This is a genomic window from Candidatus Thiodiazotropha sp. LNASS1 (assembly GCF_964212655.1).
In the GTDB taxonomy this organism is placed as follows: Bacteria; Pseudomonadota; Gammaproteobacteria; order Chromatiales; family Chromatiaceae; genus Thiodiazotropha.
The window spans coordinates 3,083,332-3,109,683 of record NZ_OZ156465.1 but is presented as its reverse complement, the minus strand read 5'-3'; the positions used below and the strand labels follow the sequence as shown (position 1 = coordinate 3,109,683).

29 protein-coding genes are annotated in these 26,352 nt (G+C 57.6%); 7 read left to right on the top strand and 22 right to left on the bottom strand.

From position 1 onward, the window contains the following. Positions 1-20: 20 nt before the first annotated feature. The 5 genes from AB8516_RS13645 to AB8516_RS13625 all read right to left on the bottom strand — a co-directional run bounded on the left by AB8516_RS13645 (position 21) and on the right by AB8516_RS13625 (position 4,404). Positions 21-782 carry a uroporphyrinogen-III synthase gene (locus AB8516_RS13645; RefSeq protein ID WP_369161440.1) on the bottom strand — a complete coding sequence of 254 codons (762 nt, stop codon included), beginning with the start codon at positions 780-782 and terminating at the stop codon, positions 21-23. Positions 783-820: 38 nt separating this feature from the next. After that, entirely contained in the window at positions 821-1,750 is a 930-nt protein-coding gene (gene hemC / locus AB8516_RS13640) for a hydroxymethylbilane synthase (RefSeq protein WP_369161438.1), read from the bottom strand. A gap of 133 nt (positions 1,751-1,883) precedes the next feature. After that, positions 1,884-2,519, bottom strand: coding sequence for a cytochrome c (locus tag AB8516_RS13635; protein WP_369161436.1), 636 nt, complete (start codon positions 2,517-2,519; stop codon positions 1,884-1,886). Positions 2,520-2,545: 26 nt separating this feature from the next. Continuing rightward, entirely contained in the window at positions 2,546-3,277 is a 732-nt protein-coding gene (locus AB8516_RS13630; protein ID WP_369161434.1) for a LytR/AlgR family response regulator transcription factor, read from the bottom strand. A gap of 47 nt (positions 3,278-3,324) precedes the next feature. Next, the gene (locus AB8516_RS13625; protein WP_369161432.1) at positions 3,325-4,404 is read right to left on the bottom strand and encodes a sensor histidine kinase; all 1,080 of its coding nucleotides are present in this window, start codon (positions 4,402-4,404) and stop codon (positions 3,325-3,327) included. 53 nt (positions 4,405-4,457) lie between these two features. Here AB8516_RS13625 and argH point away from each other — a divergent pair, with 53 nt between their 5' ends. Together argH and AB8516_RS13615 are read left to right on the top strand one after the other, a co-directional pair. Further along, positions 4,458-5,852 (top strand): argininosuccinate lyase, encoded by a 1,395-nt coding sequence (gene argH / locus AB8516_RS13620; RefSeq protein WP_369161430.1) that lies wholly within the window; start codon positions 4,458-4,460, stop codon positions 5,850-5,852. A 4-nt stretch (positions 5,853-5,856) separates the two neighbouring features. Next, on the top strand, positions 5,857-6,243 hold the full coding sequence (locus tag AB8516_RS13615) for a VOC family protein (protein WP_369163289.1): 387 nt from the start codon (positions 5,857-5,859) through the stop codon (positions 6,241-6,243). Positions 6,244-6,331: 88 nt separating this feature from the next. On the opposite strand, the gene AB8516_RS13610 is transcribed toward AB8516_RS13615, so the two are convergent. Continuing rightward, positions 6,332-6,640, bottom strand: coding sequence for a hypothetical protein (locus AB8516_RS13610; protein ID WP_369161428.1), 309 nt, complete (start codon positions 6,638-6,640; stop codon positions 6,332-6,334). 185 nt (positions 6,641-6,825) lie between these two features. Here AB8516_RS13610 and AB8516_RS13605 point away from each other — a divergent pair, with 185 nt between their 5' ends. The 5 genes from AB8516_RS13605 (at position 6,826) to AB8516_RS13585 (ending at position 11,047) form a co-directional block, all read left to right on the top strand. Next, positions 6,826-7,779, top strand: a complete 954-nt coding sequence (locus tag AB8516_RS13605) for a zinc metalloprotease HtpX (RefSeq protein WP_369161426.1) — start codon at positions 6,826-6,828, stop codon at positions 7,777-7,779. Positions 7,780-7,812: 33 nt separating this feature from the next. Continuing rightward, complete coding sequence (locus AB8516_RS13600) at positions 7,813-8,172, top strand: nucleotide pyrophosphohydrolase (protein ID WP_369161424.1); 360 nt, start codon at positions 7,813-7,815, stop codon at positions 8,170-8,172. Between the two features lie 125 nt (positions 8,173-8,297). Then, complete coding sequence (locus AB8516_RS13595; RefSeq protein ID WP_369161422.1) at positions 8,298-8,468, top strand: rubredoxin; 171 nt, start codon at positions 8,298-8,300, stop codon at positions 8,466-8,468. Between the two features lie 84 nt (positions 8,469-8,552). Further along, a complete protein-coding gene (locus AB8516_RS13590) occupies positions 8,553-9,710 on the top strand; it encodes an FAD-dependent oxidoreductase (protein ID WP_369161420.1) in 1,158 nt (385 codons plus the stop codon). Between the two features lie 227 nt (positions 9,711-9,937). Further along, a complete protein-coding gene (locus tag AB8516_RS13585; protein ID WP_369161418.1) occupies positions 9,938-11,047 on the top strand; it encodes a PilT/PilU family type 4a pilus ATPase in 1,110 nt (369 codons plus the stop codon). Here the strand turns inward: AB8516_RS13585 and AB8516_RS13580 are convergent. The 16 genes from AB8516_RS13580 to AB8516_RS13505 all read right to left on the bottom strand — a co-directional run bounded on the left by AB8516_RS13580 (position 11,038) and on the right by AB8516_RS13505 (position 26,350). Beyond that, positions 11,038-11,598: an antibiotic biosynthesis monooxygenase gene (locus AB8516_RS13580; RefSeq protein ID WP_369161416.1), complete on the bottom strand. Its 561-nt coding sequence runs from the start codon at positions 11,596-11,598 to the stop codon at positions 11,038-11,040. The genes AB8516_RS13585 and AB8516_RS13580 overlap by 10 nt on opposite strands. A gap of 12 nt (positions 11,599-11,610) precedes the next feature. Then, positions 11,611-12,255, bottom strand: a complete 645-nt coding sequence (locus AB8516_RS13575) for a glutathione S-transferase family protein (RefSeq protein ID WP_369161414.1) — start codon at positions 12,253-12,255, stop codon at positions 11,611-11,613. Continuing rightward, positions 12,252-12,848 carry a 2-hydroxychromene-2-carboxylate isomerase gene (locus AB8516_RS13570; protein ID WP_369161412.1) on the bottom strand — a complete coding sequence of 199 codons (597 nt, stop codon included), beginning with the start codon at positions 12,846-12,848 and terminating at the stop codon, positions 12,252-12,254. Before AB8516_RS13570 ends, AB8516_RS13575 begins: the two co-directional genes overlap by 4 nt. Before the next feature lie 63 nt (positions 12,849-12,911). Beyond that, a complete protein-coding gene (locus tag AB8516_RS13565; RefSeq protein ID WP_369161410.1) occupies positions 12,912-14,222 on the bottom strand; it encodes a DUF1329 domain-containing protein in 1,311 nt (436 codons plus the stop codon). A 23-nt stretch (positions 14,223-14,245) separates the two neighbouring features. Continuing rightward, positions 14,246-16,174 (bottom strand): DUF1302 family protein, encoded by a 1,929-nt coding sequence (locus AB8516_RS13560; RefSeq protein ID WP_369161408.1) that lies wholly within the window; start codon positions 16,172-16,174, stop codon positions 14,246-14,248. Positions 16,175-16,467: 293 nt separating this feature from the next. Then, positions 16,468-18,861 (bottom strand): RND family transporter, encoded by a 2,394-nt coding sequence (locus AB8516_RS13555; protein WP_369161406.1) that lies wholly within the window; start codon positions 18,859-18,861, stop codon positions 16,468-16,470. Then, positions 18,858-19,844: a YCF48-related protein gene (locus AB8516_RS13550; protein ID WP_369161404.1), complete on the bottom strand. Its 987-nt coding sequence runs from the start codon at positions 19,842-19,844 to the stop codon at positions 18,858-18,860. Before AB8516_RS13550 ends, AB8516_RS13555 begins: the two co-directional genes overlap by 4 nt. 26 nt (positions 19,845-19,870) lie before the next feature. Further along, positions 19,871-20,662 (bottom strand): 2-oxo-3-hexenedioate decarboxylase, encoded by a 792-nt coding sequence (dmpH, locus tag AB8516_RS13545; RefSeq protein WP_369161402.1) that lies wholly within the window; start codon positions 20,660-20,662, stop codon positions 19,871-19,873. After that, positions 20,662-21,690, bottom strand: coding sequence for a 4-hydroxy-2-oxovalerate aldolase (gene dmpG / locus AB8516_RS13540; RefSeq protein ID WP_369161400.1), 1,029 nt, complete (start codon positions 21,688-21,690; stop codon positions 20,662-20,664). Before dmpG ends, dmpH begins: the two co-directional genes overlap by 1 nt. Positions 21,691-21,701: 11 nt before the next feature. Further along, positions 21,702-22,619 (bottom strand): acetaldehyde dehydrogenase (acetylating), encoded by a 918-nt coding sequence (locus AB8516_RS13535; RefSeq protein ID WP_369161398.1) that lies wholly within the window; start codon positions 22,617-22,619, stop codon positions 21,702-21,704. A 45-nt stretch (positions 22,620-22,664) separates the two neighbouring features. After that, on the bottom strand, positions 22,665-23,258 hold the full coding sequence (locus AB8516_RS13530) for a carboxymuconolactone decarboxylase family protein (RefSeq protein WP_369161396.1): 594 nt from the start codon (positions 23,256-23,258) through the stop codon (positions 22,665-22,667). Positions 23,259-23,278: 20 nt separating this feature from the next. Continuing rightward, positions 23,279-24,064, bottom strand: coding sequence for a 2-oxopent-4-enoate hydratase (dmpE, locus tag AB8516_RS13525; protein ID WP_369163288.1), 786 nt, complete (start codon positions 24,062-24,064; stop codon positions 23,279-23,281). Positions 24,065-24,077: 13 nt separating this feature from the next. Further along, entirely contained in the window at positions 24,078-25,553 is a 1,476-nt protein-coding gene (locus AB8516_RS13520) for a 2-hydroxymuconic semialdehyde dehydrogenase (RefSeq protein ID WP_369161394.1), read from the bottom strand. A 12-nt stretch (positions 25,554-25,565) separates the two neighbouring features. After that, positions 25,566-25,763: a hypothetical protein gene (locus tag AB8516_RS13515; RefSeq protein ID WP_369161392.1), complete on the bottom strand. Its 198-nt coding sequence runs from the start codon at positions 25,761-25,763 to the stop codon at positions 25,566-25,568. A gap of 2 nt (positions 25,764-25,765) precedes the next feature. Next, positions 25,766-25,963, bottom strand: a complete 198-nt coding sequence (locus AB8516_RS13510; RefSeq protein ID WP_108289718.1) for a hypothetical protein — start codon at positions 25,961-25,963, stop codon at positions 25,766-25,768. 69 nt (positions 25,964-26,032) lie between these two features. Beyond that, entirely contained in the window at positions 26,033-26,350 is a 318-nt protein-coding gene (locus AB8516_RS13505) for a 2Fe-2S iron-sulfur cluster binding domain-containing protein (RefSeq protein WP_369161390.1), read from the bottom strand. Positions 26,351-26,352 lie beyond the last annotated feature (2 nt).

The following is a 26,352-nucleotide window of genomic DNA, read 5'->3' as shown; positions in this document are numbered from 1 at the left end:
AACTGATCGTATAGACTCATTCAGGAGGTACATTCTACCCAGTTCTGAATCGCCGACATGATTGCATCATCGTTCGCGCCAGCGGCGAGCAGGATGGTCTGAAATCCCCTGCTTTCCGCATGCCTGAGCATCCGCTCGCTGATCACCAGGAGTGGCGTATGCTGTAACAGGGGCCAGCCTGGTTCTCCCACCAGCGTGATAAGATTTTCCATGATTTCAATACTGGTGGCAGTCACCAGATCAATCTGCTCCCGCCATTGCGCCAATAGTGGGTCAGGGTCGACTGCCGGTCTGACCCGCCGATAGACTTCAGCATAACCTACTTCAGCACCTCTCGCCTGAAGGCCTTCGCCCAATAGAGCCCGACCCCCTTCGCCACGAACGATCAGCACCTTTTTACCCGTCATCTCCTGCAACGGAGCCAGCATCAGCAGACCTTCACTGTCATATCGATCCGCGGGCAACAGATCGATACTATACCCGGACTGACGCAACACTGCCGCTGTCGCCTGTCCGACCGCCCCCAGGGTAGCTTGAAGCCGATTGCCCGCTAACAATTTCAAGGCATGGATGACGGCATTGGGACTGACAAAGATGATCACGTCCCAGTTCCGCTGCAACAGATCACGCACCGGACCGGGTTGTTCGCAGGCAAGGATTTCCAGTGCCGGAAAGCGAATCGCCCTCCCCTGGCCGGTCTGAATCCGCTCTACCAGGCCATCCGCCTGATGCGCGGCCCGTGTAACCAGGATGCCCCTGCCTTTCAAGTCAAGATCCGACATGCTTATCCAATCGGGAAACCGGACATCGCCGCCAACCCTCAGTGGGTATCATAGAGGGCCTTCAGAATCTCGTCAGCCCCCCACTCCAGCAGCCGATCCGCCAACCCTTCGCCCATTGCTCGGGCCTCCTGGGTTTTACCCTCGACCTCGCCGCGGATGATACGGCTGCCATCAGGTTCACCCACCAGGCCACGCAACCAGAGATTCCCCGATTCCAGCATGGCATAACCGGCGATGGGAACCTGGCAACCCCCGTTCAGACGCTGATTCATGGCCCGCTCCGCCCCCACGCAATAAGCGGTTTCCGCATGGTGCAGTTGTGTGATCAGGTCATTCACCCGCGGATCGTCCACCCGGCATTCGATACCCACCGCACCCTGTCCGATGGCGGGCAGACTCTGTTCGGGACCGATCAGGGCGGTTATTCGATCCTCGAAACCCAGGCGTTTCAAACCGGCGGCAGCCAAAATGATGGCATCATATTCCCCATCATCAAGTTTACGCAAACGGGTGTTCACATTGCCGCGCAGGGAGTTGATCACCAGATCAGGCCTTACTTCAGCCAGCTGGCATTGACGCCGTAGACTGGAGGTGCCGACACAAGCCCCCTGTGGCAATTGGTCGATGCTTTGATAGCGATTGGAGACAAATGCATCCCGCGGGTCTTCGCGCTGCATGATCACCGGCAGATGCAACCCCGGTGGCAGTTCTACTGGCACATCCTTCATCGAATGCACCGCGATATCCGCCTCGCCACTGATCAGACCCTGCTCCAGCTCCTTGATAAACAATCCTTTGCCCCCGATCTTGGCCAGTGGGGTATCAAGGATCTTGTCACCCTGGGTGGTCATTCCCATCAGCTCTACCCGAATATCCGGGTGGACCCTTTTCAATTCAGCGGCGACATGTTCGGCCTGCCACATGGCCAAAGGTGATTTACGGGTGGCGATGGTTATCGTCTGGGACATGGATGGGAGGCCTCAAAATTCAGAGCGGGTACAACGGAGTGCCTATCGGCTGATTATCATTCTCACTAGTCGGGTGCCTATGCTAAAGCCTGCAAGAGATCCACGCAATCAATCATCAGCTGGCCGCTGGCAATCACGGTTTCCCCTTCCCATAATAATGCAACAACGCTTCAACACCCTCGGCGCCATGTCTGCGCATAAGCAGGGATAGCTGATCCGCCATCTCATCATCGCCCTGATTGACCCCCACCAGATAGTCCCATAAGGTCCAGCGTAAATAATCCATCCAGCCTCCATGCAGGTTTGGCACACCCGCTTCAGACGGCGTCTCGGGGTCGCCATGACAATCTCGACAATAGCGACGATGCAATACACGCCCGCGATCGACAAGGCGCCAGTCCGTGGTCTGCTTGGGAATGGTAAAGGACTGCTGACTGAAGTAGTCGGCCATAATTGCGAAGTCGCCTTCGTCATAGCCCTGGACCAGACGTCCCATCACCGTGCCAAAACGGCCGCCATGGCTGAAGGATCGCAACACCTTGAGCAGATAATCTCTCGGCAGGCCGGCCAGGGAAGGTATCGCCGGGGAGTGGCTCTGGCCTTGCGGACCGTGACATGGAAAACAGGACTGCACAATCAGTGGTAAGGCTTGCGGTTGCTCTGTTTCTCCGTCCGCACCCTCGCTGGCCAGGCTACCCGTTGGATACTGCTGCAACAAAGCCCAGGCCAATAGCAATGGGAGCCACTTCCACAGCTTGCCTGATCTCATTATGTCGCGCCGGATATGAGCCCCGGTCACTCCTCCCCCCGCAACACACGCCTCACTTCAGGGAGGTGTCGCCGACTGACTTCCAGTGTCTCGTCACAACCGCGCATGACGACTCGCGGAATGCCGTCACTTCCCTTTTCAAGTCCCACCAGATGGCGCCTCACCACCAAGGCATTACGGTGGATGCGCAACAACCAGTCGCCATAGCGCTCCTGCAATCCTTTCAGGCTCTCCTCGAGCAACAGTTCACCCTCCTCGTGCCGGGCCATGACATATTTCGAGTCTGCACGCAGATAGATCACCTGATCCAAAGGCACCGTCCTCAATCCGCCCCGATAACTGGCGTGCAGTTTTGGGGCCTGACGTTCCTCGACCGTTGTGGAAGTGAGCTGGCTTCGGGTAACACGCTGGCTGCGTTGCAGCGCGGTCAACAGCCGTTCACGGCGTACCGGTTTCAACAGATAGTCCTGTGCGGATGATTCAAAGGCCTGCAGTGCATGTTCCTCATAAGCCGTGGTGAAGATAACTGCCGGTGGCCGATCGCTTTCAGCCAGCCGCCGCGCGGCCTCCAATCCATCCATCCCCGGCATGCGTATATCCATCAATACCAGGTCAGCGCCTTGCTCCTTGAACTGCTGTAGTGCCTCTTCCCCGTTGGCCGCCTCACCCACCATTTGATAGGGGCTGCCAAGCTCTTCGATCAATGCCGCCAGGCGCTGTCTTGCCAGGGCCTCGTCATCCACTACCAATATTTTCAAAGCTCCATCCTCCATAGGGCCTGTTCACACTCATCCAATAGCCACTGTTACTCCCACCAGGGATGCGGAATCGCCAATCTGACCTGATGCTCTCCATCGATATTCGATTCGGTCAAGCTCGCTTCCAAGTCGTACACACCCGCAAGGCGTGCGCGGATATTCTCCATTGCCAATCGGTTGCCCTCACGATGACTTCGTTCATCGGCTTCCGGCAGGGTGTTGCGGATACTCAAATTTATCCGATTGCGTCGATAACGGCCCGTAATGGTGATCGTGCCGCCCTTTGCGGCAGGCTCGATACCGTGGTAAACCGCATTCTCCAGCAACGGCTGTATGATCATCGGCGGGATCTTGGCCTGTTCCGGCAGGTCATTGAGATCCCACACAAGGTTCAGCCGTTCGCCCAAACGATAGTGTTCGATACTGAGATACTGGCGGGCCAGATCCAGCTCTCTACCCAGACTCGAAAGCTGGCTGGCATCACCGAGAGAAACCCTGAACAGATCGGCAAGGTCCTCCACCACCTCTTCGGCCATCGCAGGGTCACTCCGGGTGAGGCTGGCAATGGTGTTCATGCTGTTAAACAGGAAATGGGGGCGAATGCGGGAGTAGAGGGCCTGCAATCGGGCGCTGTTCTCAGCCTCCTCCTGCCGCCGCCACAGATATTGCAGATAGAGGTAGTGGAGTACCAATACACCTACGATGGCACTGATACCCAGGGTACGCCAAATCAGGTCGGTGTGATTATGGGACAACATCGCCAGCTGCATGCTGCTGTTCATCCAGACAATCAGGTGGGATACAAGCCATGCCATTCCGAGCAGGATAAGGAACACACTCATGCCTGCCCACCAATTCCCCAGTCTGTTGAGATGCGGACGCAGCAGACAGATCAACACCGCCGTGCTCAGTCCGATCCACTGCACCAGTAACGAGATCAGACTCAGAACCGAAAAAAAGCCACTCAAGCGCTCGGTCACTGCCAGGGACAACAGGATGGCAAGCAGTTCACAGATCACGACCACAGCGAATACGGCCCGCATGGCACACAGATTGGGGATAAAGATCACCCTGCCATCAGAATCCGATGGTCGTTTCCTTTCAGATTGTGTCTCACTCTGCTGCATTCATCCTCTGCCTGCTATAATCCGGCCTGCTTACAAATTCAGGACAATCCTACATGAGCGACAGTCACGCGCCTACGAAACCCTGGTCAGGCCGCTTCAATGAACCGACCGATGCCTTTGTTGAGGCATTCACCGCATCTGTCGGCTTTGACCAGCGACTTTACCAATATGACATTCAAGGCTCCATCGCCCACGCCACCATGCTGGCCCGTCAGGGCATCCTGAGCGATGCCGAACGCGATGCCATCGTGCTCGGCCTGGGACAGATCCGCAAACGCATTGAAGAAGGAGATTTCACCTGGTCCATCTCCCTGGAAGATGTGCATATGAATGTCGAATCCGCCCTCACAGAGGCTATCGGCGATGCCGGTAAAAAACTTCACACTGGCCGCTCTCGCAATGATCAGGTTGCCACCGATATCCGACTCTGGCTGCGAGACGAAATCGAGCAGATCAGAGACGCCATTCTCCGTTTGCAAACCGCCTTGCTGGATAAGGCCGAACTGGAGGCTGATACCATATTACCAGGCTTTACCCACCTGCAAACGGCACAACCGGTATCCTTCGGTCACCACATGATGGCCTGGTTCGAGATGCTGGAGCGCGACCGGGAGCGCCTGGCCGACTGTAACAGGCGGCTCAATGTGATGCCTCTGGGCGCCGCCGCACTGGCCGGTACCACCTACCCGATCGACCGTCACATGACGGCCGAACTGCTGGGCTTCTCGAGACCGGCGGAAAACTCTCTGGACGCCGTCTCGGACCGTGATTTCGCCATCGAATTCAGCGCCGCTGCGAGTATTTTGATGATGCATCTGTCGAGATTCTCCGAGGAGCTGATCATCTGGTCCTCCGCACAATTTGGTTTTATCGAACTCTCCGACAGTTTCTGCACCGGCTCGTCGATCATGCCGCAGAAGAAGAACCCGGATGTCCCTGAGCTGATTCGGGGCAAGAGCGGCCGTATTTTCGGTCATCTGATCGCATTGCTGACCCTGATGAAGAGCCAGCCCCTGGCCTATAACAAGGACAATCAGGAAGACAAGGAACCCCTGTTCGACAGCGTGGACAATCTGAAGGGGTCATTGAAGGTTTTTGCCGATATGGTCCCCGCCATCAACTGCCGCAAGGAGGCCATGCGACAGGCAACCATGCAGGGATTCGCCACCGCTACCGACCTGGCCGACTACCTGGTGCGCAAGGGCATTCCCTTTCGCGACGCCCATGAGGTGGTAGGCAGGGCGGTTGCATTCGGTGTTGCCGAAGGGCGCGATCTCTCGCAGATGAAACTGGAGGAGTTGCAGCGTTTCTCCAGTGAAATCGAGGCGGATGTATTCGATATCCTCACCCTCGAAGGTTCCCTCGCCGCGCGTGACCATATCGGCGGCACCGCCCCCAATCAGGTACGCCGTGCGATTTCCCGTGCCAGAGAGCGTCTTGCCACCTGATATCATGATGATCCGACTGCACCATGTCAGCCTGCTTATCGCCGATACCCGGCGCTCGTTGGCTTTTTACCGGGACCTATTGGGCTTGGAGGTCGATCCGGCTCGTCCCGATCTGGGTTTCCCCGGGGCCTGGCTGAAGGTGGGTGATCTGCAGATCCATCTGCTGGAGCTGGATAATCCCGACGCCCTTGCCGAGCGTCCGGAACATGGCGGACGGGACCGTCATGCCGCCTTCATGGTTGATGATTTCAAAGCCATGCGTGCCAAGCTGGATCAAGCGGGCATTGACTATACGATGAGCCGCTCAGGCCGCGAGGCGCTGTTTTGCCGGGATCCGGATCAAAACACGATTGAATTGATCGCCGGGCAGCTACCCTCATCTGGATCTTAGCGGCATCAACCGCCCCTTAGCATAACTGCCCGTTTTAAGTGCTGTCTGATGCGATCCGAGCAGACCAGGTTCCATGGATGCTCAGCCGTCATACCGGATAGAGCAGGACTAAAATAACAAGCGAGGCATAGGTCAGACTGGTTGTCGCCAGTCCTGCAATAAGCATCTTTCCGGGATAAGCCGCTCTATCCCAATTACGGATACAGTAAACGACGCTGAAGAGCGGGATGAACAGAACACTCACCCCCCACCAGATATTCTGACCGAAGGCATACACAATGGCGAACAGATTGCCGACAAACAGCAGCGTACCTGCCAAACTCATCAAGAGGATGACCAGCATCATCATGTATTCATGATGGCTTAACCAAGTGAGCAATCCGTGAATCCCCAGCATCGCGACTCCACCTGTTTACAGTTTGGTTGAACGACAGAACAGAACCTAGGATTGTCGCACATCTTCCGCAAACGCACTCCTCAATTATCCAATTCACGGTAACGCAAGCTGAGTGATACGCTATTTACAGGGCTATGCCCTATCTGTTTTTATCGAACCTGAACCCGCGATTCGGGAACACACTCATGGAACAGACCACCTATCTGCAGCACAAGGTCAAAAATACACTGCAATCCCTGTTACTGATCATCAGTCTGGGTGGTCTTTGCGCCTGGCTCGCCTGGTTTCTCGGCGGCCTCCCGCTGGCTGTTGCAACAGCCTTGGTGATCCTGATTTCGTATCCGATCAATCCGGTTGCCTCCCCCGAGTGGGCAATGCGTCTCTTTCGCGCACGCCGGCTTACCCCCAATGAGGCCCCGGATCTCTACCGTCTTATGGCACAGCTGACCCGGCGTGCCGGGCTGGAGCAGATTCCGCAACTCTATTATCTACCGTCCGATGTCATGAACGCATTCACCACAGGCGATCGCCACAATGCCGCCATCGCCGTTTCGGATGGCTTGCTGCGCCGCATGGCATGGCGGGAGATGGCGGGTGTGCTGGCGCATGAGTTGGTGCATGTGGTGAACCAGGATACACGACTGATGGCATTTGCCGATCTCACCAGCCGTGTCACCGGTTTTCTCTCCATGATCGGACAACTGTTGCTGCTGATCAATCTGCCGTTGATGCTGTTCGGCCAGACTACCCTGCCTTGGATCCCCATTCTGTTACTGCTGGTTGCCCCCACATTGAGTGCCCTGGCGCAACTCGCCCTGTCACGCAGCCGTGAATACGAGGCGGACCTGGGTGCGGTAAAGCTGACCGGAGATCCCCTGGGGCTGGCCTCCGCCCTGAACAAGCTCGAGCCCCCCCGGCACCGCCTGCTGGAGCGCCTGCTTCATCCCGGCCCGCGTATTCCCGATCCGTCTCTCCTGCGTACCCACCCACCGACCGACGATCGGGTAGCGCGATTGATGGCACTTACCCATCAGGGCAGCACGACTTCAGATGAGGTTTTATCCGCCAGCGATATACGACATCTTCTCGCTCACAACCCCTACCGCCCACGCTGGCACCGCAACGGCATGTGGTATTAAATGTCCGTACACTCATTTCAAAGATACCTGACAATGCCTAAAGATAGCCTGGATGATCTGAATAGCCGTTTAAAGGCCTTTGCCCAAACCCGTAACTGGGAGCAGTTCCACAATCCGAAGAATCTCACCATGGCGATGATCGCCGAGTGTGCGGAGTTGGTGGAGCATTTCCAATGGCTGACACCGGAACAGAGCATGAATCTGACTCAGGAAAAGCACGATGAAGTGACGCTGGAAATGGCGGATATCCTGATCTACCTGATCCGCTGTGCCGAGCGTCTCGATATTGACCTGATTGAAGCCGTCGAACGTAAAATCGCCATAAACGAGGCACGATATCCGGTGGAAAAGGTCTTCGGCGACGCACGGCGCGCCTCGGAATACGAAGATTAGGGCCGCCGGCATAACCAATCCACGCAATCCCTTTCCCCAATCTTTACAGGGTGGAGTCTTCTCTGGACAGACGCTATCTTTGTGAAAAACCATTACGACGACTCAGTAATTGACCGGGGAATGAGATGAAGAAGTATCAATGTATAGTTTGCGGATTTGTCTATGATGAGGCAGAAGGCCTTCCCGAGGAGGGCATTGCTGCCGGCACCCGGTGGGCGGATATCCCGGAGGAGTGGGAGTGTCCGGAATGCGGTGTCAGCAAGTCTGATTTCGAAATGGTGGAAATGGTCGCCTAGTCCCAGTCCGATCCATCATACTTGATGTCGCGGCAACTGCCGTAAGTAAGCCGGTTCAACCGGCGTGAAAGCATAATAAAAACCATGGACAGAGTACTGATACTGGGTTCGGGCCTTGCCGGATATACCCTGGCACGGGAGATCAGGGTGCATGACCAGGGGCTTCCACTGCATATGGTCACCGCCGACGCGGGTGATTTCTACTCAAAACCGATGCTCTCGACCGGCCTGCAAAACGGCAAGCAGGCCGAGGCGCTGGTCAATGCCAGCGCACGGGAGATGGCCGATACACATGGCCTGAGTATCGAGACAGATTGCCGTGTCACTCGGATAGATCGCCAAGCAAGGCGAGTAATCACCGATGCCGGCGAGCGGCAATACGACAATCTGATACTGGCATTGGGCGCACATCCCATAATCCCCGCGATGCGCGGCGACGCCATCGAACAACGCATAACCATCAACAGCCTGTATGACTATGCCGGTTTCCGCCGGCGACTCCCCCCTCCACCCGCCCATATCGCTATCATCGGTCCCGGCTTGATCGGATGTGAATTCGCCAACGATCTTCTGCTCTCCGGCTACCGCGTCACCCTGATCGGCCCGGACCCCTATCCGATCAGCGGCCTTCTGCCTGCGCTTACCGCGAAGGCATTGCAACACAGCATGCAGCAAGCCGGGGCGGAGTGGCGCCTGCAACAGACCGCCAGCATCATGGAACAGGATGGAGCGGGATACCGCCTGATCCTGACCGATGCCACGAGTGTCAGCTGTGACCTGGTCCTGTCAGCAGTGGGCCTCTATCCGGACACAGGGCTGGCGGAAGCCTGCGGATTGGAAGTCGCCCGAGGCGTGGTCGCCAACCGTATGCTGCAGACCAGCGACGAGAAGATCTACGCCCTGGGTGACTGTGCCGAGGTCTCCGGCTATAACCTGCCCTATGTGATGCCGATCATGCACGGGGCTCGGGCTCTGGCCAAAACACTTACCGGAGATCCGACCGAGGTGGTCTATCCCGCCATGCCGGTAATAATCAAGACCCCACTCCACCCGATTGCCGTCGCACCACCCGATCGCAAGGTACAGGGTAGCTGGCTCTGCGATGAGAATAGGGAGGGCACCCGCTGCCTCTACCGCGATCAATCCGGAAATCTGTTGGGTTTCGTCATCAGCGGTGGATTCATGGCCGAAAGACAGGCCCTGACAAAAGCGCTTCCGCCTATCATGGCGGCCAGGGCGTAGCTGGTACAATCCCACCCCTGCGTACCCCGCATTTGGTACTTCACCGCCCTTTCACATGCCTGGTAACCACCTCTGTTCCACCAGGCAAGCACTACAACACCATTTTTTTGTAAATTTTAGCGCCTGGACTACATTCTTCGGCCCGCCTGCCGATAGAGAAGGCTGAACATAATTATTAATCGTCCGCCGACGGACTGAATTTCAAGAACGATTCGAGGAAACAGTTAATGGATATCGTGCCCTATCTCAAGCTGATGGTGCAAAAAAACGGCTCAGATCTCTTTTTCAGCACCGGTGCCGCCCCCCACCTGAAAACCGAAGGTGAAACTCGTCCGATAGGGTCTTCCCCAATGCAAAGCGGGCAGGTCAGGAAACTCGCTTACGGCATCATGAGCGATGATCAGATCAAGGAGTACGAAGCCACTTACGAGTGCAATCTGGCGATTTCCGTCAACAACCTTGGGCGCTTCCGCGTCAATGTCTACAAACAACGGGGTGATTCAGCGATGGTCATCCGCTATATCAAGGGCGTGATCCCCCCAGTAGAGAAGCTCAACCTGCCGATTATTCTGAAGGACCTGATCATGGAACCCCGCGGCCTGATCCTGGTCGTCGGCGCGACAGGCTCAGGCAAGTCGACAACCCTCGCCTCGATGATCGAACACCGCAATCAAAGCATAGCCGGACATATATTGACCATTGAGGACCCTATCGAATATCTCTACACCCACAAAAAGTCGGTGGTCGATCAGCGTGAGGTCGGACTCGACACGCTCTCATACGAAAACGCCCTGAAAAATGCCATGCGTGAGGCCCCTGATGTGATTCAGATCGGTGAGATCCGGGAAATGAGCACCATGCAGCACGCCATCGCCTATGCTGAAACAGGCCACCTTGCGCTCTCGACGCTGCACGCCAACAACTCAAACCAGGCACTCGATCGCATCATCAACTTCTTTCCAGACAGCGCCCATCACCAGCTGTATATGGACCTCTCTCTCAATCTTCGGGCAGTCATATCCCAACGCCTGGTAAAGGGTATCAACGGTCAACGCATCCCCGCGGTCGAGATCATGCTGTTATCGACCTACATCTCCGAACTGATTCAGAAAGGGGATATTCACACCATCAAAGAGGTCATGGAACAAGGCACCGAACGCGGCATGCAGACCTTCGATCAATCCCTCTACAAGCTCTACAAAGAGGGCAAGATATCTATGGAAGAGGCGCTCTCCCATGCGGATTCACGCAACAATCTGTCGCTGAAGATACGCCTCTCCGACACCGAGGGCGTGGAAGCCCCGGGCGGCCTGGGTGTGGCAGAGGATCATTTCTGATCCTTGCTTGCATAGAGCCAGCCTGAGAAAAGCCGGGTCAAGAGCGGCATCACAGCATAGGTCAGACAGACAACCACCAGTGCGGTCAGGACGATTGTCTGCAACAGCCTGGGCCAGGCTGACATCAACGGACCGAGCAGGCTGCTCAGCAGGGTCACCAGGCTGAACACACCCATCCACACCACCAGGGCCATTTTGTATTTGGGCGGATGTACATTTATCGCGCAGGCCGGCAGGGTGAACCAGGCCTCGAGCCCGGAAATGGTTTCAACCTGCCTGGGCTCGCTGACCTGTTCCGCAATGGCGCGCCACTCAGCACGTTCAGCGGAGCCCTCCCAGCGCTCAAGATTACTGCGACGATCGAACTTGAAGATGATGCGGTAATTCCCGCCCGGTTTTGAAGGACGAAAGATATTCGTGCCCATGTGTCCCTGGTGCTGCAAGGCAGCCTGGGTAATACCGGCAAGATAGTCCTCGAACGCCCGCTCCTTGCCCGGCTTGGGTCGCCGTGTGACCAGCACGGTCACAGGCGGATCCACGCTTTTTTCCATCAGAGGCACCCCCTAATCGAAAACCTGCCAACCCCGGCGTAGCGCATCTCTCACCACGCCGGGTGCGCTATCCAGGAACTCGCTGCGATCGGCCATCCTGGCGAACCAGTCGCCAAGCAGTGGTGTCTGCGGCGGCGGCATGCCATATGCCATGGCGAGACCGAAACGACTTGCCAGAACATAATCGGGTATACCGGCAGCGGGTACGAAATAGTCTGTCTCCGCCAAAGCCCTCTCCAACCTTGGCAGAGCCTGGTGCCAGGCTTCCATAGCACTGGCTATGACCTCCTGATCCCACTCTTTCGGTTCACGCTGCCGACGCTCGAATACCAGATTGCGTACCGCCTCCCCCACCTGTGCATCGGCATAGTGGGCAAGTCCCCGTGCCAAGGCACGTTCCCTTGCCGAAGCAGGCAGCAGATTACCATATCTGTCATTGAGGTATTCAAGCATGACTGCAGACTCGGTGATGACGATTTCATCTATCATGAGCACCGGCACGGTGTTTCCGGGTGATAATCGCTGCCACTTTTGCAGATGCTCAGGGTCGTCATATCGATAATGCTGATAGTCCACATTGCAACGTTGCAGCGCCATGCGTACACGCCAGCAGAAGGGGCATTCAGGTTTGTCGTAGAGTCTGACCTCCCTGTTCATAGACAGGACAGTCTCCTCTCCCGCAGGTATTCCAGGACAAAATCGATGCGATCCTGCCCCCAGAATATCTCATCTTCACAAATGAATGTGGGCACCCCAATAGCCCCCTTCTCCTCAGCCTCCTCCCAGTTATGCGTCAAAACAGCCTGTCGGGCAGGATCCTGAGCCGCTTCGGCCAACGCCTCCCTGTCCAGGCCGATTTCGCTACCCACATCGAGTAACACATCGAGCACTCCGATATCCTGACCCTCGGCCCACTCCTTACGCATCACCTCGACAATATAAGGACGCAGCAATCCCTTCTCCTCCGCCAACAGTGATCCCGCACCTGCCAGGGTAGGATCGGTGGTTTTCGGCGGGGGGTTGACCGGGATACCCAGACGTCGCGCGAAGCGCGCCATATCCTGGCGGGCAATGGGAAGCTTCTTGACCGCCACATCCGGTGGCGAACGCCCATCCCAGCCACCCAATGGGCGCCAGATGAGATTTGTACGGTACTCGTCGAATATCCGCCACATGGTTTTACTTGCCAGATAGCAATAGGGACTGCGGAAGTTGAAATAGAGATAGATGTCGGCTGAATCGGGGTTCATGCTGCACGCTCTCAGTCAGCGGTAAAAAATGCCCGGCGCCGATGCGCCAGGCAAGGCACGGTATCAACGACCGGAAGCTCTAAGGTTCTGTACGGTAAATTTGTTGGTGGGATTCAATGCGGGATCGACTTGCCCCTTGAACTGACCCGTTGTGCAGTGCATGGCCTGCACATCAATCATGGTGAAGGAGTCGTCGATCGCCACACCGGTTCCCTTGTTTTTCGGCAGATGATGATCCGGGTGCGCCTGACCGATCTGCCAACTCTTCCACAGATCCCCCTTGCGGTCATAGGTCAGGGTACGGGGAATGGTGAAGGTCTGGGCATCGATATAGTGCACGCGCTTGCTGATCGGATGGTTCGAATCCTTCGGTTTGTTCTCCAATTCGTAGACCTTGCGCAACTGCCAGGTTATCTGAGGAAAGCAGTTACCCTTGTCGCCCATCTCCACGAACTGGTAACCGTCCGACTCCTTATGCTCTTCGGAAAGTTTCAGGTCGTTGTGGCTGTAGAAGGGCACCAGGATGTTTTTGGCACCCTTGAAGTTCCACTCCATGTCGTTGATACGCCCGTTGTAACCTTCGAAGTCCTCGATCATGACGTCGGAACCGAGAAAGGCATCGGTCACCTGGCCTGAAGCCAGACGACGGACACGGCGCTGGAAACCGAGATAGAGCCAGGCACTGTCGCGCTTCAGATCGTTCTCGTAGCGGTGGATCAACAGCTGGGTATTCTTGACGTCAAAGGGTTCCAACGCCTGTACGTAGATTGCACGAAACAGCTTGGACGGATTCGGAGAGATCTCGGGTAGCGGCTCCTGGTTGACCCGGTGCATATAGTTGAGGAAATGAAAATTGAACTTGATCGTTCTCTCCAGTTTCCCTGAATTCATGTCCTTGTACTTCCAGTAGAAGGGATAGATCGCCGCGTTGTCACCCCAGTTGTAGCCATACTTGTAGTTCCAGGCCAGTTTCTCACCCGCCCGCGGATCATCCATCGACGGCTCTTCTGGAAAAGGCCGGCCGGCGATGAAACCTTCTATCTCACCCGATTTCTCGCCGAGCTTTACCTTACCCAATCCATCTCTGGTCGCCTGAACATAGTTGGGATGCAGGTCGAACGAGGTGGTCTCACCCACGGTAATTTTTGTCCAACCCTGACTGATGAACTCATGCATTGCAGGATCGAGGACATCCTTGAATTTATCCACGTTCGACTGATCGATCACCAGGCCCGCGCTCAATCCCTCGAAGCTCGGCACACCGGTTTTGTAGGGATAGAAACTCTTCTCCACATCTTCATTGATTGCAGCCTGGACAGGCAGTGTGGCGGCGAGTATCACTCCAGCCGCCAGCATAGTGTTAAGCAAACGCATTGTTTGAATCTCCATTGAAAAACTTAGAAGCGATAACGCAAGGTGACCTGGAACTCATCCTCGGCCTGGGCCATACCGATAGGCCCGGAACGGAAACGGCCGAGCGGTTCGAAACCCGCCAGGTTACGCAGGGCAAGGTCACCCGGAGCGCCTGCTCCGGTAAACGGTGGAAAGGGATTACAGGCCCGGCAATCATCGAACTCCTGGGCGCCATCACCCACCTTTACATTGGCGCCGACGGTAAGACGGAGATTGTCGCTGATCAGCCAATCGACAGAGGGTGCGATGACACTGGCATGGGCCTTGAAGTCATGCGCCATGATGACTTGCGGGCTGACCCGGTCGTTCTTGTACCAGCCCTTTATCAGCAAGGTGCCTATATGGTTGATTTCCCAGTTGGGGATGCCCGCTTCGATACCGTTGATCGTCTCCCGCTCGTGATCGACCAGGTATTCACCGAACAGCTGCGCGGAGAGCAGGAATGCACGACGCTCATTAAGAAAGGGGATGAAGGTGGGGCGGTCCCAACCGACGACATAGCGAAATACATCAGACTCGGAATAGAGTTCCGGGCGCAGGGTATTGGCAAACTCTTCGCCCTGTGTATAAGCCGCCTCGACGCGGAAGACCGACTTGATATCATCCACGTAGAAGTCCAGGGAGCCACCGAGAAGGTTGACCCGCGGGAAGTGCATATCGAAGGCGATCAGATAGTCATAGCTCTGTGACTCGATATCGGTTGTAAAGGGGTTATCCGCCGTATCCACCACACCGCGCAGAGAGGGTAGTTGCGAACGATAGGTCAGGGCGTTGAGGGAGAATCCCAGACCCTGATAGTCACCCTCCAGTTTGACACCGAATTGGGAATTGCTGAGCGACCAATCCGGCAGATGCACATCCCGGATACCGATCACATGGGCCGGGAAATCGGTGGACAGGGCGCCGCCGGCAAAATTCGCCACCGAACAGCCATTGTCCCAGCAGTTCTTCATGGCGCGGAAGAAACTGCCCGCATCGAGAATCGCGTAGGGTGTACCACCCTGTCCGAGGTTGCTGGGACGGAATTCGTCGAAGTTCCAGACAAACTGCAGGTTCAGATCATCGAACCGCTCGGTGGCGCCCATCCGGTACTCGCCGGTGGCCATCCACATGGGTATGCGGATATCCTCCAGCTCATCGTAGATGTTATGCCGCGAATAGTCGACGGGATTGATTACATCGAGCACACGAAACAGATCGGTGCGGCCCCAAACCACCTGCTGCCGACCGAGCCGGAAGTTCCAGGTGGCGCCACTCTCGGTCGGCATGGTGGCATCGATGTAGGCCTCACGCAGGAAATCGAGCCGATCGTTGAATTCGGGATACTTGAGATCACTCTCATCGAAGTCGAGATAATCTTTGATACAGCCTCGTGAATCCACGTCACAGGGGCGTACCGGTACCCCCATGCCGACCCCGCCCTCTGTATCGTGCAGCGCATTGCCAAGATTATCCAAACCTTCGTTAGGATTCTCACCGGTATCGAAACCGAAACCCAAAACGCCGGTCGAAACATCTGAGGCGCCCCAAGGCGTGGTGCCTGCACCACCAATCGATTCCAGCCCGATGTCCCCCCCGGCCTCACTGCCGAACTGATCGTCATTGAGGTCGTAGACCGCATCGTAGGTCGCGCGAAATGTGCCGACAAAACTGACATTGGAAAATGAGCCTTTGGCGCCGTAGTCTTTGGAGCCTTCAATCTGAACCGTATTGCGCATCTTGCTGAGGCCGACATGGCGGCGCGCATAGGTGGCGTTTTCGACAAATCCGTTGACCTGCAGCGTGCCATCCTCAGAGGTGTAGGCCGCCGCCTGACCACTACCTAAACAAGCAGTGATGACGGCAGGCAACAGGGCTGCGACTATGACCGGATGCATCCTTCCCGGTTGTTGTTTATTACTATCTAGGAACATCCTAGCCTCCTCCGACAACGTAAAATAACTATGTGCAGAACTCACTATGCAGCTGGCATGCCAACTTTCAAGACACTGAAAATAAAAGAAAATATTCTGACGCCAGGAAGGGGGTTATCGATATAGTAAAAATATCGATAATATCTTTTATCATATGATGATTGATAATTATATCGATAATTATTCAAGGCAAAAAAATGGCCGGAGCTGCACGCCGGCCATTAAGGAGGGATCGAAGAGTTTTAAGTTTTAAGCTGAGATGTTGACGGCTCAGCCAGCCTCATCACACCAGCTCACGCGATCACCTTCTCCGCGTAGAGCACACCGTCTTCATCGTAGCGGGCGCTGCCGATGAAGCTCGGGCGGAATATCATCACCCAGGAGGGGACGATAAACATCGCCGCCAGGGCGTTGAGGATCAGCATCACCACCAGCAGCAGCGCCGCGTCCGCCTGGAATCGAAGATCGGAGATAAACACCCACATGATCACCCCGCCGATCAGGCAGGCGGCGGTAAAGCCGATCGCCTTGCCGGTGGTGGCGATAGCGCGCAGCACCGCGTACTGCAGATCGCCTGAGGCCTTGGCCGTCTCTTCGCGAATCCGGTCCATGATGTAGATGGAATAGTCGATACCGACGCCGATGCCCACCGCGATGATCGGCACCGTATTGACATTGATGCCGATGGCCGCCAGTCCCATATAGGCGTAGGTGGAGACGGTACAGAACATCATCGCCAGGAACATGATGAATCCCGCATGCAGGGACATGTAGAACCAGGTGACAAAGACGAAGATCAAGGCCAGCACCAGGGGAATGATCAGCATATTGCTCTCATAGGCCGACTCGTTCATGGCGGCGGTCACCCCCACCAATCCACCGGCGAGTTCGATATGCAGACCCTCCACCTGATTCGCAGGCTCGTTGATCCACTCTTTGGCGCGATGGATCGCCCGACGAATCGTTTTGGCCTGATGATCCTTGTAGAAGAAGACGATATTGGCCACCTGGTCATCGGTATCGACAAACTCCTTGAGTGCGCCGGGCACCGGACTGGAGGCCATATAGGCGAACATCAGACCGCCCACATAGGCCTCGGTATCGGGGATGATGGCCCAACGGGGATCGTCGGAGTGGAAGATCCGGTTGACCTGTTTCACCAGATCGGGGACCGCCTTGGCACCACCCAATTCCGGATCGAGCAGCATATGGTTCTGGAATGCCTCGATGGCCTGCAGCACATCCGGGCGCTTCATTCCGCCCTTCTCGTCGGTCCTGGCCACGATGTAGAGCTCTTCCGAACCGGGAAAGCGCTCGTTGATCACCTTGGACGAGACGTTGTAGTCGTGATCCAGGTAGAGAATGGGTGAGCCGGGCTCCGACTCACCGATCTGCACCCGGCTGCTGAGCTGGGCACCCAGCAGCAGTATCACACCGGCGGTACCCAGCACGATCAAACCACCCTGTTTGTTGGCAACCAGCGCCGCTACTCTGCCGAACAGCGCATCCTCCGCTGCGGGCCTTTTGGCCGCCGGTTTCGGTTTCGGCAGCAGGGAGAGCATCAAAGGTACAGCGATCAGAACAGTGAAGACCACGCAGATCGCCCATAGGGAGGCGTAGATCCCCAGCTTCACATTGATCGGCACGGAACCCAAAGCAATCAGCAACAGGCCGATGGCATCCGACACGATACCCAGGCTGCCGGGACGAAAGAGGGAGTCGAAGGTCCGGTGGGCCGCCTCGCGTGAATCGTCCACCTCCTCCAACTCGCCATAGAAGCGCTGCACCAATTGGATGGCATGGGACATGGCCCTGGCGGATATGAGGAATGGAATCACCAGGGTCAGCGGATCCAGATTGTAGTCGAGCAAAGAAAGGATACCGAGGCCCCAGATCGCCGAGATGGTGATGCCGAACATGGGCAGCAAAATGCCATAGGCCCGACGGAAGTAGATAATCAGCAGGAAGAGCATAATCCCCACCGTGGTGGTGAAGATCAGAAACAGCTGATCCAGATAGCTGTAGACCCAGCCCCAAAGCATGGGCTGGCCTGTGGCGTAGATCTCCACACCGGCCGCCTTCTCCGCTTCCCGGATCTGCTGCAGCTGACTGAATATATCACCATAGTTCAACTGCCCCTCGTTAAACTGGGCCTTGATCAGCGCCGCCTTGAGATCGGGGGAGACCAGCAGACCGAAGACCCGGGGATTGCTCATCACATCGTCGCGCAGTCTGTTGAGCTCCTCACCCGTCCAGCTATCCTTTAGCGGATCGTAGTAGGGCTGGGAGTTGACGTCTCCTGTTTCGGTCAGCCATACCTTGCGTGAGGTACGGTGGGTCAGACTGGCCAGCAGATTGTGGTTGACACCGCTGACGTTATCCACCGCCTGGGTAATGCGATGGATGCGGGCCAGGGTCTCCCGGCTGAAGATATCACCCTCGTCCACCACCACCGCCATCACCACATTGTTGGCACCGCCGAAGGTATCGCGGATGGAGTTGTGCAACTTGATGTATTCGTGCTCCTGGGGCAACAGGTCGGCAAAATCCGAGTACATCTGTACCCTGGGAACCTGGATGGCGAAAAAGAGGGTCAGCGCAGCGATAACCGCAAGAAAGACCTTGGGATAGCGGAACACCAGATTATCGATGTTTTTCAGCCAGTGGGAGAAGGCGTGCATGGTCATTGGATGTCTCCCCCGGATGATGTGTCTATCGGACTGATAATCCCGCGCCCCCCCATTACCAGCAGCCGCTCTTCGCCCTGGGGTATGGCAGTGATGAGATAGGAGAAGAGGCGCGGGGCCTCGGGCACCTGCTCCCAGCCGTCGCCAATCAACTGTAGTAGGGTACCGTTGTCGCCGGTGGCATAGAGCCGGTCGCCCTGGGGAATCAGGTTATAGATGGGGGCGCTGCTGACCGACTTTTGACGATGCCAGGTTTCGCCCCGGTCTTCTGTATGCAGTATGGTGCCGCTGAGCCCGGCGACCCACCCCTCGTCCAGCGTGCGGAACCAGGCCGCCATGGGATAGAACTCGTTGGGGATATCATTGCCACGCTCCCAACTCTCCCCCCCGTCCTCGGTGAAGTAGAGTGATCCGAACTCACCGGCGACCACGGCATGGTCCTTGTCGAGCCATTGGATAGAGGTGAACTGCATATCCTCCTGTTGCGATATCTCCCGCCAGTTTCCCTGGCTCTCGTCACTGTGGATCAGGGTACTGAAACTGGCGGCAATCCAGAACCGTCCCCGTGGATCACAATTGATCGCCATCGGGCTCTCCATGGTTTCCAGTTGCTGCGCCCGCCAGTCACTACCCTGGGCATCGGAAAGCCACACCTTACGTACCGTATCGATGGCTGCGAAACTGCCGTCTTCGCAACTGGCTACGGAGATCAGCGACGACTTCGTGGGTAATTGAGTACGCTGCCAGCTCTCACCCTTATCCAGGCTGGTGAGTACCGTACCGTAATCCCCCACCGCAATGATCCGGCGATGGTTGGAAGCGGCCGCTTTCAATTGATCGAAACGGTAGATCGGCTTCTCGATCTCCCGTTCAACCAGGGTCAGATCGAGGGGGGCCTCACAGGCGCTGATCAGGAGACCCAGCGCCAGCCATGCGAAAGCTCGCCCTGGTCCGCCAGGTAGCAATCGGTGATCGTTGTTCATCTTTTCATCCTCTCCTCTCAATCCCCTCACACAAACCGCATACCCACGCTGCCCAACCCCTGATAGCGTACGTTGAGGCAATCCCCCTTCTCCATCGCCACCGCGGCGGTGATCCCGCCGGTGAGGATCAGGGTACCGGCGGGGATCTCCTCGCCTCGCTCGCCCAGCATATTGGCCAGCAGTGCCACACTGGCGGCCGGGTGGCCCAGCACGGCGGCGCCGGCGCCCAGCTCGACCACCCGACCATTCTTCTCCATCACCACGCCGAGGGTGCGCATATCCACATCCGCCGGATCGGCCATCTGCCCCCCCAGCACAAAGCGGGAGGAGGAGGCGTTGTCGGCGATTACGCTGATCAGGTCGAAGCGGAAGTTTTCGTAGCGGGAGTCGATGACCTCCACCGCCGGGATGACATAGTCGGTTGCCGCCAGCACGTTGCCGATATGGCAGCCGGGTCCGCGCAGTGGGGCCTTGGTGACGAAGGCGAGTTCCGCCTCCACCTTGGGGTGGATCAGCTGATCGGTTTCGATCTCACCGCCGTCGGGACGGTCGAAGTAGTCGGCGAGGAAGCCGTAGACAGGCGTCTCCACCCCCATCTGCTTCATCTTGGCGCGGGAGGTGAGTCCTACCTTGAGACCGATAATCTTGTTGCCTCTCTCCTCCTTGCGCCGGCGAATCTCGAACTGGATGTCGTAGGCATCCTCGAAATCCATCTCCGGAAAGCGGTCGGTGATCTTGGTGGCGTCTTTCGCTTCCAGCTCGCTGGTTTCAAGATAATCCGCCAGCTCTGCGACCTGTGCCTGCGTCAATGTACCCATCAGTTCGCTCCCTGCGCCTTGGCCATCTCCATGGCCACATCCTCGATCATGTCCTCCTGACCGCCGATCATGCCGCGCCTGCCCAGCTCCACCAGCACGTCACGGGAGGAGACGCCGTAGCGCTCCTGGGCCCGCTTGGCGAACAGCAGGAAGGAAGAGTAGACCCCGGCGTAGCCCAGGGTCAGGGCATCCCGGTCGACCCGGATGGGGCGGTCCAGCATCGGTACGACCAGATCCTCCGCCACATCCATCAGCTTGAACAGATCGACGCCGGTCTTCACCCCCATGCGCTCGGCCACGGCGACAAAGACTTCCAGAGGTGTGTTACCTGCGCCGGCACCCATCCCCGCGGCGGAACCGTCGATACGGGTGGCGCCCGCCTCCACCGCAACCAGGGAGTTGATCACCCCAAGGGAGAGGTTGTGGTGGCCGTGAAAACCCAGCTCGGTCTCCGGCTGCAGGGCGTCGCGCACGGCACCCAGCCGTTCGCTCACATCCTCCGGCAACATGTACCCGGCGGAGTCGGTGATATAGATGCAGTTGGCGCCGTAGCCCTCCATCAGTTTGGCCTGTTCGACCAGCTTCCCGGGACCGACCATGTGGGCCATCATGAGAAAGCCGACGGTATCGAGCCCAAGCTCGCATGACTTCTTGATATGCTGTTCAGAGACATCCGCCTCGGTGCAGTGGGTGGCCACGCGGATGGTATCGACACCGCAGTCGGCGGCCATCTCCAGCTCCGGTACGGTACCGATACCCGGCAGCAGCAGCGCGGAGATCTTGGCGCTTTTCACATGGGGCCGCACCGCACGCAGGTACTCCTCGTCAGTATGGGCCGGGAAGCCGTAGTTGACCGAAGCGCCGGCCAGACCGTCGCCGTGGGTGACCTCGATCATCGGTACACCGGACGCGTCGAGGGCGGAGGCGACGGCGACCATCTGATCCAGGCTGATCTGGTGGCGCTTGGCGTGCATGCCGTCACGCAGGCTCATGTCGTGGATGGTGATTTTCTTTCCGTTCAGGTTCATCGTTCTTGCCCTCAGGCGGTTGCCTTTTCAGGTGCCAGTACCAGGCTACCGTTGAGAATCTCTTCCGCGAACATCTCCGCGGTACGCAGACCGGCGGCGGTCATGATGTCCAGGTTGCCGGCATACTTGGGCAGGTAGTCGCCCAGCCCCTCCACTTCCATGAACACGGAGACGCGATTGCCGTCGAAGACCGGGCCATTCTTCAGGCGGTAGCCAGGGACATACTTCTGCACCTCTGCGATCATCGCCTCGATCGATTCGGTGATCGCCTGTTGATCCGGCTCCTCCTCGGTGATGCAGTGGACCGTATCGCGCATCATCAGAGGCGGTTCCGCCGGGTTGAGGATGATGATCGCCTTGCCCTTCTTGGCGCCGCCCACCTTCTCCACCGCGCCGGCGGTGGTCTGGGTGAACTCGTCGATATTCTTACGCGTGCCGGGGCCGGCGGATTTGGAGGAGACGGTGGCGACGATCTCGCCATAGGCCACCGGCTGCACTCGGCTGACCGCAGCCACCATGGGAATGGTCGCCTGACCGCCGCAGGTGACCATATTGACGTTCAGCTCACGCTTGCCGACATGGTCCTTGAGATTGACCGGCGGCACGCAGAAGGGGCCGACGGCGGCGGGCGTCAGATCGATCATGATGGAGCCCTGCTGCTGCACCTTGCGGTTGTTCTCGCCGTGCACATAGGCGGAAGTGGCGTCGAAACAGATCTGGATATCGTCCTTTCGCATATGGGGCACCAGTCCATCGACCCCCTCATGGGTGGTCTTCAGACCCAGCTTGCGGGCCCGTGCCAGGCCCTCGGAATCAGGATCGATACCGACCATCCAGACCGGATTGATCCAGTCGCTGCGCAGTGCCTTGTAGAGCAGATCGGTGCCGATGTTGCCGGAACCGATCAGGGCTGCGTTGATTTTGTTCATTGCTCCTATCCTCGTCGATTTAACAGGGCTGTCGGTTGATCCGCCCTAGCTCATATGTTTGCCGGCCTGCCAGCCGCCTTGGGTCAGATGGGTCTGCGCCGTCTGCAACGGCTCCGCCTCCAGCGGCGTGGCCAGGCTGTCGTTCCAGCGATTGAAGAAACCGAACAGGCCGATCACCGACAACATCTCCACCACCGCCTCCTCGCTCCAGTACCGGCGCAGCGCATCGAACAGCTGATCGGTGACGTCGTTGGGCTGGGAAGCCGCCGCCAGGGCGAAGTCGAGGGCGACCCGTTCCGCTTCCGAGTAGTGTTCGCTGTTGCGGTAGTTCCAGATATCCTCGAGTTTCTCTACCGGGATACCGTGACGCTTGGCGCTCACCGCCGTATGCGCCTTACAGTACTGGCAGCCGGCGGCGCTGCTGGCCACATGGGCCACCAGTCGCTTGAAGCCGAGATCGACCTCCCCGTCCGGGTCGTAGACGGCGGCGCTGAACTGGATGAAGGCGTCCACCAGCTTCGGTTTGCGCTGCATGGTGAGCAGGCTGTTGGGTACGAAGCCCAGGGTCTTCTCAAAGAAGGCGAAGCGCTCCGCCAGCTCGGCGTGCTGGTCGGTGGGTAAAGGACTGAGTCGGCTCATGGCGAAACTCCTCTGTTGGATCAGGTGAAGCGGACCGAGGCAGAGCCGATACCGCCGATCTCCACCCGCATGAAGTCCCCCGCCACCACCGGCTCCAGGGGAACCAGGGAGCCGGAGAGGATCACCTCACCCGCCTTCAGGGGGATGCCGAAGCTGCCCAGGGTGTTGGCCAGCCAGGCGACGCAGTTGACCGGCGATCCCAGTGCGGCGGCACCGGCGCCGGTGGAGAGCAGTTCGCCGTTCTTTTCCACCACCATGCCGGCGGTGGCCAGATCGACCTTGCGCGGATCGACCGCCTTGTCGCCCAGCACGAATAGTCCGCAGGAGGCGTTATCCGCCACCGTATCCTGAATTTTGATCCGCCAGTCGCGGATGCGGGAGTCGACGATTTCGAAGCAGGGGATCACCGCCTCGGTGGCGCGCAACACATCGGCGTTGCTGACACCCGGACCGATCAGGTCGCGCTTCAGCATGAAGGCGATCTCGCCCTCGGCCCGCGGTTGGATCAGCGCTTTGCTGATCGGCATCGCGTCGCCATTGCCGTAGACCATGCGGTCGGTGAGGTAGCCGAAATCGGGCTGATGCACGTTGAGCATGTTCTGCACCGCCTTGGAGGTGACGCCAATCTTCTTGCCGATGATCGATTCTCCGTTCTCGACCCGCCGGTTCACCATGCACAGTGAGACGTGGTAGGCGTCCTCGATGGTAATATCCGTTTCCCGTTCCGTCAGCGGATCGATCATGCGGCGCTGGCTGAGGGCATCGAAGAGTTCGTCCCCCAGCTCGTGGATGCGTTGTTCGTTCAGCATCGATGACTCCTCAAAGCTTGATACAGACGTTCTTGAGTTCGGTGTAGAACTCGAGGGAGTGCACCCCTCCCTCGCGGCCGATACCCGACTGCTTGGCGCCGCCGAAGGGGGTGCGCAGGTCACGCAGGAACCAGGAGTTGACCCAGGCGATGCCCGCATCCACCCGGGCCGCGACCCGATGGGCGCGTGCGCTGTTCTCGGTCCAGATCGCGGTGGCCAGGCCGTAATCGGTGTCGTTGGCCAGGGCGATCGCCTCCTCTTCGCTGTCGAAGGGGCGGATATGGCAGCAGGGACCGAAGATCTCTTCCCTGATACACGAGGCATCGTCCTGCAGATCGGTCCAGATGGTGGGTTGCACCCAGGCGCCGCCTGCCAGAACCTCCGGCATGTTGGGGGTGCTGCCGCCGGTGACGACAGTGGCCCCCTCCTCTTCCGCTTTGCGGTAGTAGGAGAGCACCTTGTCTCGATGCTGGTGGCTGATCAGGGGTCCCATGTCGGTCTCGGGATCATCCCACTGCCCCAGCTTCAGGGTTTCGGCGCCGGTCTTCAGACGATCCACAAACTCATCGTAGATCGTACGTTCCACGTAGATCCTTTCCGTTCCGAGACAGACCTGACCGCAGTTGGCGAAGGCGGAACGCAGGGTGCCCTCGATCGCCTTGTCCATATCGCAGTCTGCGAAAACCAGTGCCGGGTTCTTACCGCCGAGTTCGAAGGAGATATCGGTGATATCATCGGCGGCCGCCTTCATGATGGCCGCACCGGTATCTGTTTCGCCGGTGAAAGTGATACCGTCGACCCCTTTATGACGGGTCAGGAACTCACCTGCCGAGTTGGGACCAAAACCGTGTATCACGTTATACACCCCCTTGGGGATTCCCACCTGGTTCATCACCTCACCCAACAGGGCTGTGGTGAAGGGGGTCTCTTCGGAGGGTTTAACCACCACTGCGTTGCCGCAGGCGAGCGCAGGACCGACCTTCCAGGTCATCAGCAGCAGAGGCAGATTCCATGGGCTTATCACTGCGATCACACCTTTGGGCTTGCGCAGTGAATAGTTGAGCGCGCCCTGCCCGTCCGGCGTATCCAGCATGAAACTCTCTGTGGGCACGTTCTTCACCACATCGGCAAAGATCTTGAAGTTGGCGGCCCCGCGGGGGATATCGATATGGCAGGCTAGCTTTTGCGGTTTGCCCGTATCGAGACACTCCGCCTCGAGGAACTCATCGAATCGGTCGGTAATGCCATCGGCCAGTTTATGCAGGAGATTGGCCCGCTCTGCCAACGGCATGCGGCCCCACTCACCCTGCAGCGCCATCCGTGCCGCATTGACCGCCGCATCCACCTCCGGCGCCCCGGCCTCGTGCACGATACCGATCTTCTGTCCCGTCGCCGGGTTGATATTGTCGAACAGCTTGCCCGAAGCGGATCCGACAAATTCTCCATTGATGAAATGTTTGACCTCTTTCATTCTGTTCACCGTCATTAAACCAATTTCCTAAGATTTCCCGTTGTTCGCTTCGGCAGTTTCGATCGATTCAGCGGCAAGACCCAATGCTGCAATACCAGCCTCTGCGCGGGCATCATCCCCGGCCTCGAAGGCACCGGAAACACCAATCACATCCGCCAGTTCTTCACTGGTCTGCATGGCGTAGCGCCAGTGCGGGCCTTTTGCATTGATGGTTATCTCAGGCATGCTCAGTTCTGTTCTTCTGACGTGCACCAGGTATTGTTACTGCGATCGAAATCACTCCAGCTCTTCATAAAATGCCGGGCATTATCCTGATGGTCGGTCTCTGTAAAGCCATCGATACTCAGCTGGTCTCTGGAGACACCCACTTCACCCAGGGTTATCTGTATGAAGCGAACCGTATGATCGTCACTTGCCACTGCCATGATCTCCTCCTGCCGGGACTTCTCCCGCCTTCGTTGATGTTGTGCCTTGCTTGCCGTTTTGACTGAGCGCTATGCTGCGCTCTCGGATGTCCCCTCTTTCGGTTTAGGTGCCAACCGAAGGGAGAGATCACTCTTGGGGGTGACCCGACAGGAGAGCACGAAGCCCAGAAGCTCATCCTCTTCTGTCACATGGGTACGGCTCATTTTGCGGGTCTCATACCTGCCCTGAGTGATCTGAATGCGGCAGATACCGCAGCCACCGCCTTTGCAGCCGACCGGTATCGACCCGAGCCCCTGCGCCTGCATGGCGTGCAGCAGGCGCTGCTCTCCGCCACAGTGAAAACGCGTATCCTTGTCTTCCACATAGATTTCGTATTGTGTGGACATCG

Bases quoted from the DNA above. Each gene is read 5' to 3' on its own strand.
- AB8516_RS13560 (WP_369161408.1), bottom strand. From the start codon at position 16,174: ATGTTCCTAGATAGTAATAAACAACAACCGGGAAGGATGCATCCGGTC.
- AB8516_RS13580 (WP_369161416.1), bottom strand. From the start codon at position 11,598: ATGGAAAAAAGCGTGGATCCGCCTGTGACCGTGCTGGTCACACGGCGA.
- AB8516_RS13535 (WP_369161398.1), bottom strand. From the start codon at position 22,619: ATGAACAAAATCAACGCAGCCCTGATCGGTTCCGGCAACATCGGCACC.
- hemC (WP_369161438.1), bottom strand. From the start codon at position 1,750: ATGTCCCAGACGATAACCATCGCCACCCGTAAATCACCTTTGGCCATG.
- AB8516_RS13600 (WP_369161424.1), top strand. From the start codon at position 7,813: ATGCCTAAAGATAGCCTGGATGATCTGAATAGCCGTTTAAAGGCCTTT.
- AB8516_RS13635 (WP_369161436.1), bottom strand. From the start codon at position 2,519: ATGAGATCAGGCAAGCTGTGGAAGTGGCTCCCATTGCTATTGGCCTGG.
- AB8516_RS13605 (WP_369161426.1), top strand. From the start codon at position 6,826: ATGGAACAGACCACCTATCTGCAGCACAAGGTCAAAAATACACTGCAA.
- AB8516_RS13520 (WP_369161394.1), bottom strand. From the start codon at position 25,553: ATGACGGTGAACAGAATGAAAGAGGTCAAACATTTCATCAATGGAGAA.
- AB8516_RS13645 (WP_369161440.1), bottom strand. From the start codon at position 782: ATGTCGGATCTTGACTTGAAAGGCAGGGGCATCCTGGTTACACGGGCC.
- AB8516_RS13590 (WP_369161420.1), top strand. From the start codon at position 8,553: ATGGACAGAGTACTGATACTGGGTTCGGGCCTTGCCGGATATACCCTG.
- AB8516_RS13595 (WP_369161422.1), top strand. From the start codon at position 8,298: ATGAAGAAGTATCAATGTATAGTTTGCGGATTTGTCTATGATGAGGCA.
- AB8516_RS13610 (WP_369161428.1), bottom strand. From the start codon at position 6,640: ATGCTGGGGATTCACGGATTGCTCACTTGGTTAAGCCATCATGAATAC.
- AB8516_RS13570 (WP_369161412.1), bottom strand. From the start codon at position 12,848: ATGAACCCCGATTCAGCCGACATCTATCTCTATTTCAACTTCCGCAGT.
- AB8516_RS13625 (WP_369161432.1), bottom strand. From the start codon at position 4,404: ATGCAGCAGAGTGAGACACAATCTGAAAGGAAACGACCATCGGATTCT.
- AB8516_RS13575 (WP_369161414.1), bottom strand. From the start codon at position 12,255: ATGAACAGGGAGGTCAGACTCTACGACAAACCTGAATGCCCCTTCTGC.
- AB8516_RS13555 (WP_369161406.1), bottom strand. From the start codon at position 18,861: ATGACCATGCACGCCTTCTCCCACTGGCTGAAAAACATCGATAATCTG.
- AB8516_RS13550 (WP_369161404.1), bottom strand. From the start codon at position 19,844: ATGAACAACGATCACCGATTGCTACCTGGCGGACCAGGGCGAGCTTTC.
- AB8516_RS13515 (WP_369161392.1), bottom strand. From the start codon at position 25,763: ATGCCTGAGATAACCATCAATGCAAAAGGCCCGCACTGGCGCTACGCC.
- AB8516_RS13530 (WP_369161396.1), bottom strand. From the start codon at position 23,258: ATGAGCCGACTCAGTCCTTTACCCACCGACCAGCACGCCGAGCTGGCG.
- AB8516_RS13585 (WP_369161418.1), top strand. From the start codon at position 9,938: ATGGATATCGTGCCCTATCTCAAGCTGATGGTGCAAAAAAACGGCTCA.
- dmpH (WP_369161402.1), bottom strand. From the start codon at position 20,662: ATGGGTACATTGACGCAGGCACAGGTCGCAGAGCTGGCGGATTATCTT.
- AB8516_RS13615 (WP_369163289.1), top strand. From the start codon at position 5,857: ATGATGATCCGACTGCACCATGTCAGCCTGCTTATCGCCGATACCCGG.
- dmpG (WP_369161400.1), bottom strand. From the start codon at position 21,690: ATGAACCTGAACGGAAAGAAAATCACCATCCACGACATGAGCCTGCGT.
- AB8516_RS13510 (WP_108289718.1), bottom strand. From the start codon at position 25,963: ATGGCAGTGGCAAGTGACGATCATACGGTTCGCTTCATACAGATAACC.
- AB8516_RS13565 (WP_369161410.1), bottom strand. From the start codon at position 14,222: ATGCGTTTGCTTAACACTATGCTGGCGGCTGGAGTGATACTCGCCGCC.
- argH (WP_369161430.1), top strand. From the start codon at position 4,458: ATGAGCGACAGTCACGCGCCTACGAAACCCTGGTCAGGCCGCTTCAAT.
- AB8516_RS13505 (WP_369161390.1), bottom strand. From the start codon at position 26,350: ATGTCCACACAATACGAAATCTATGTGGAAGACAAGGATACGCGTTTT.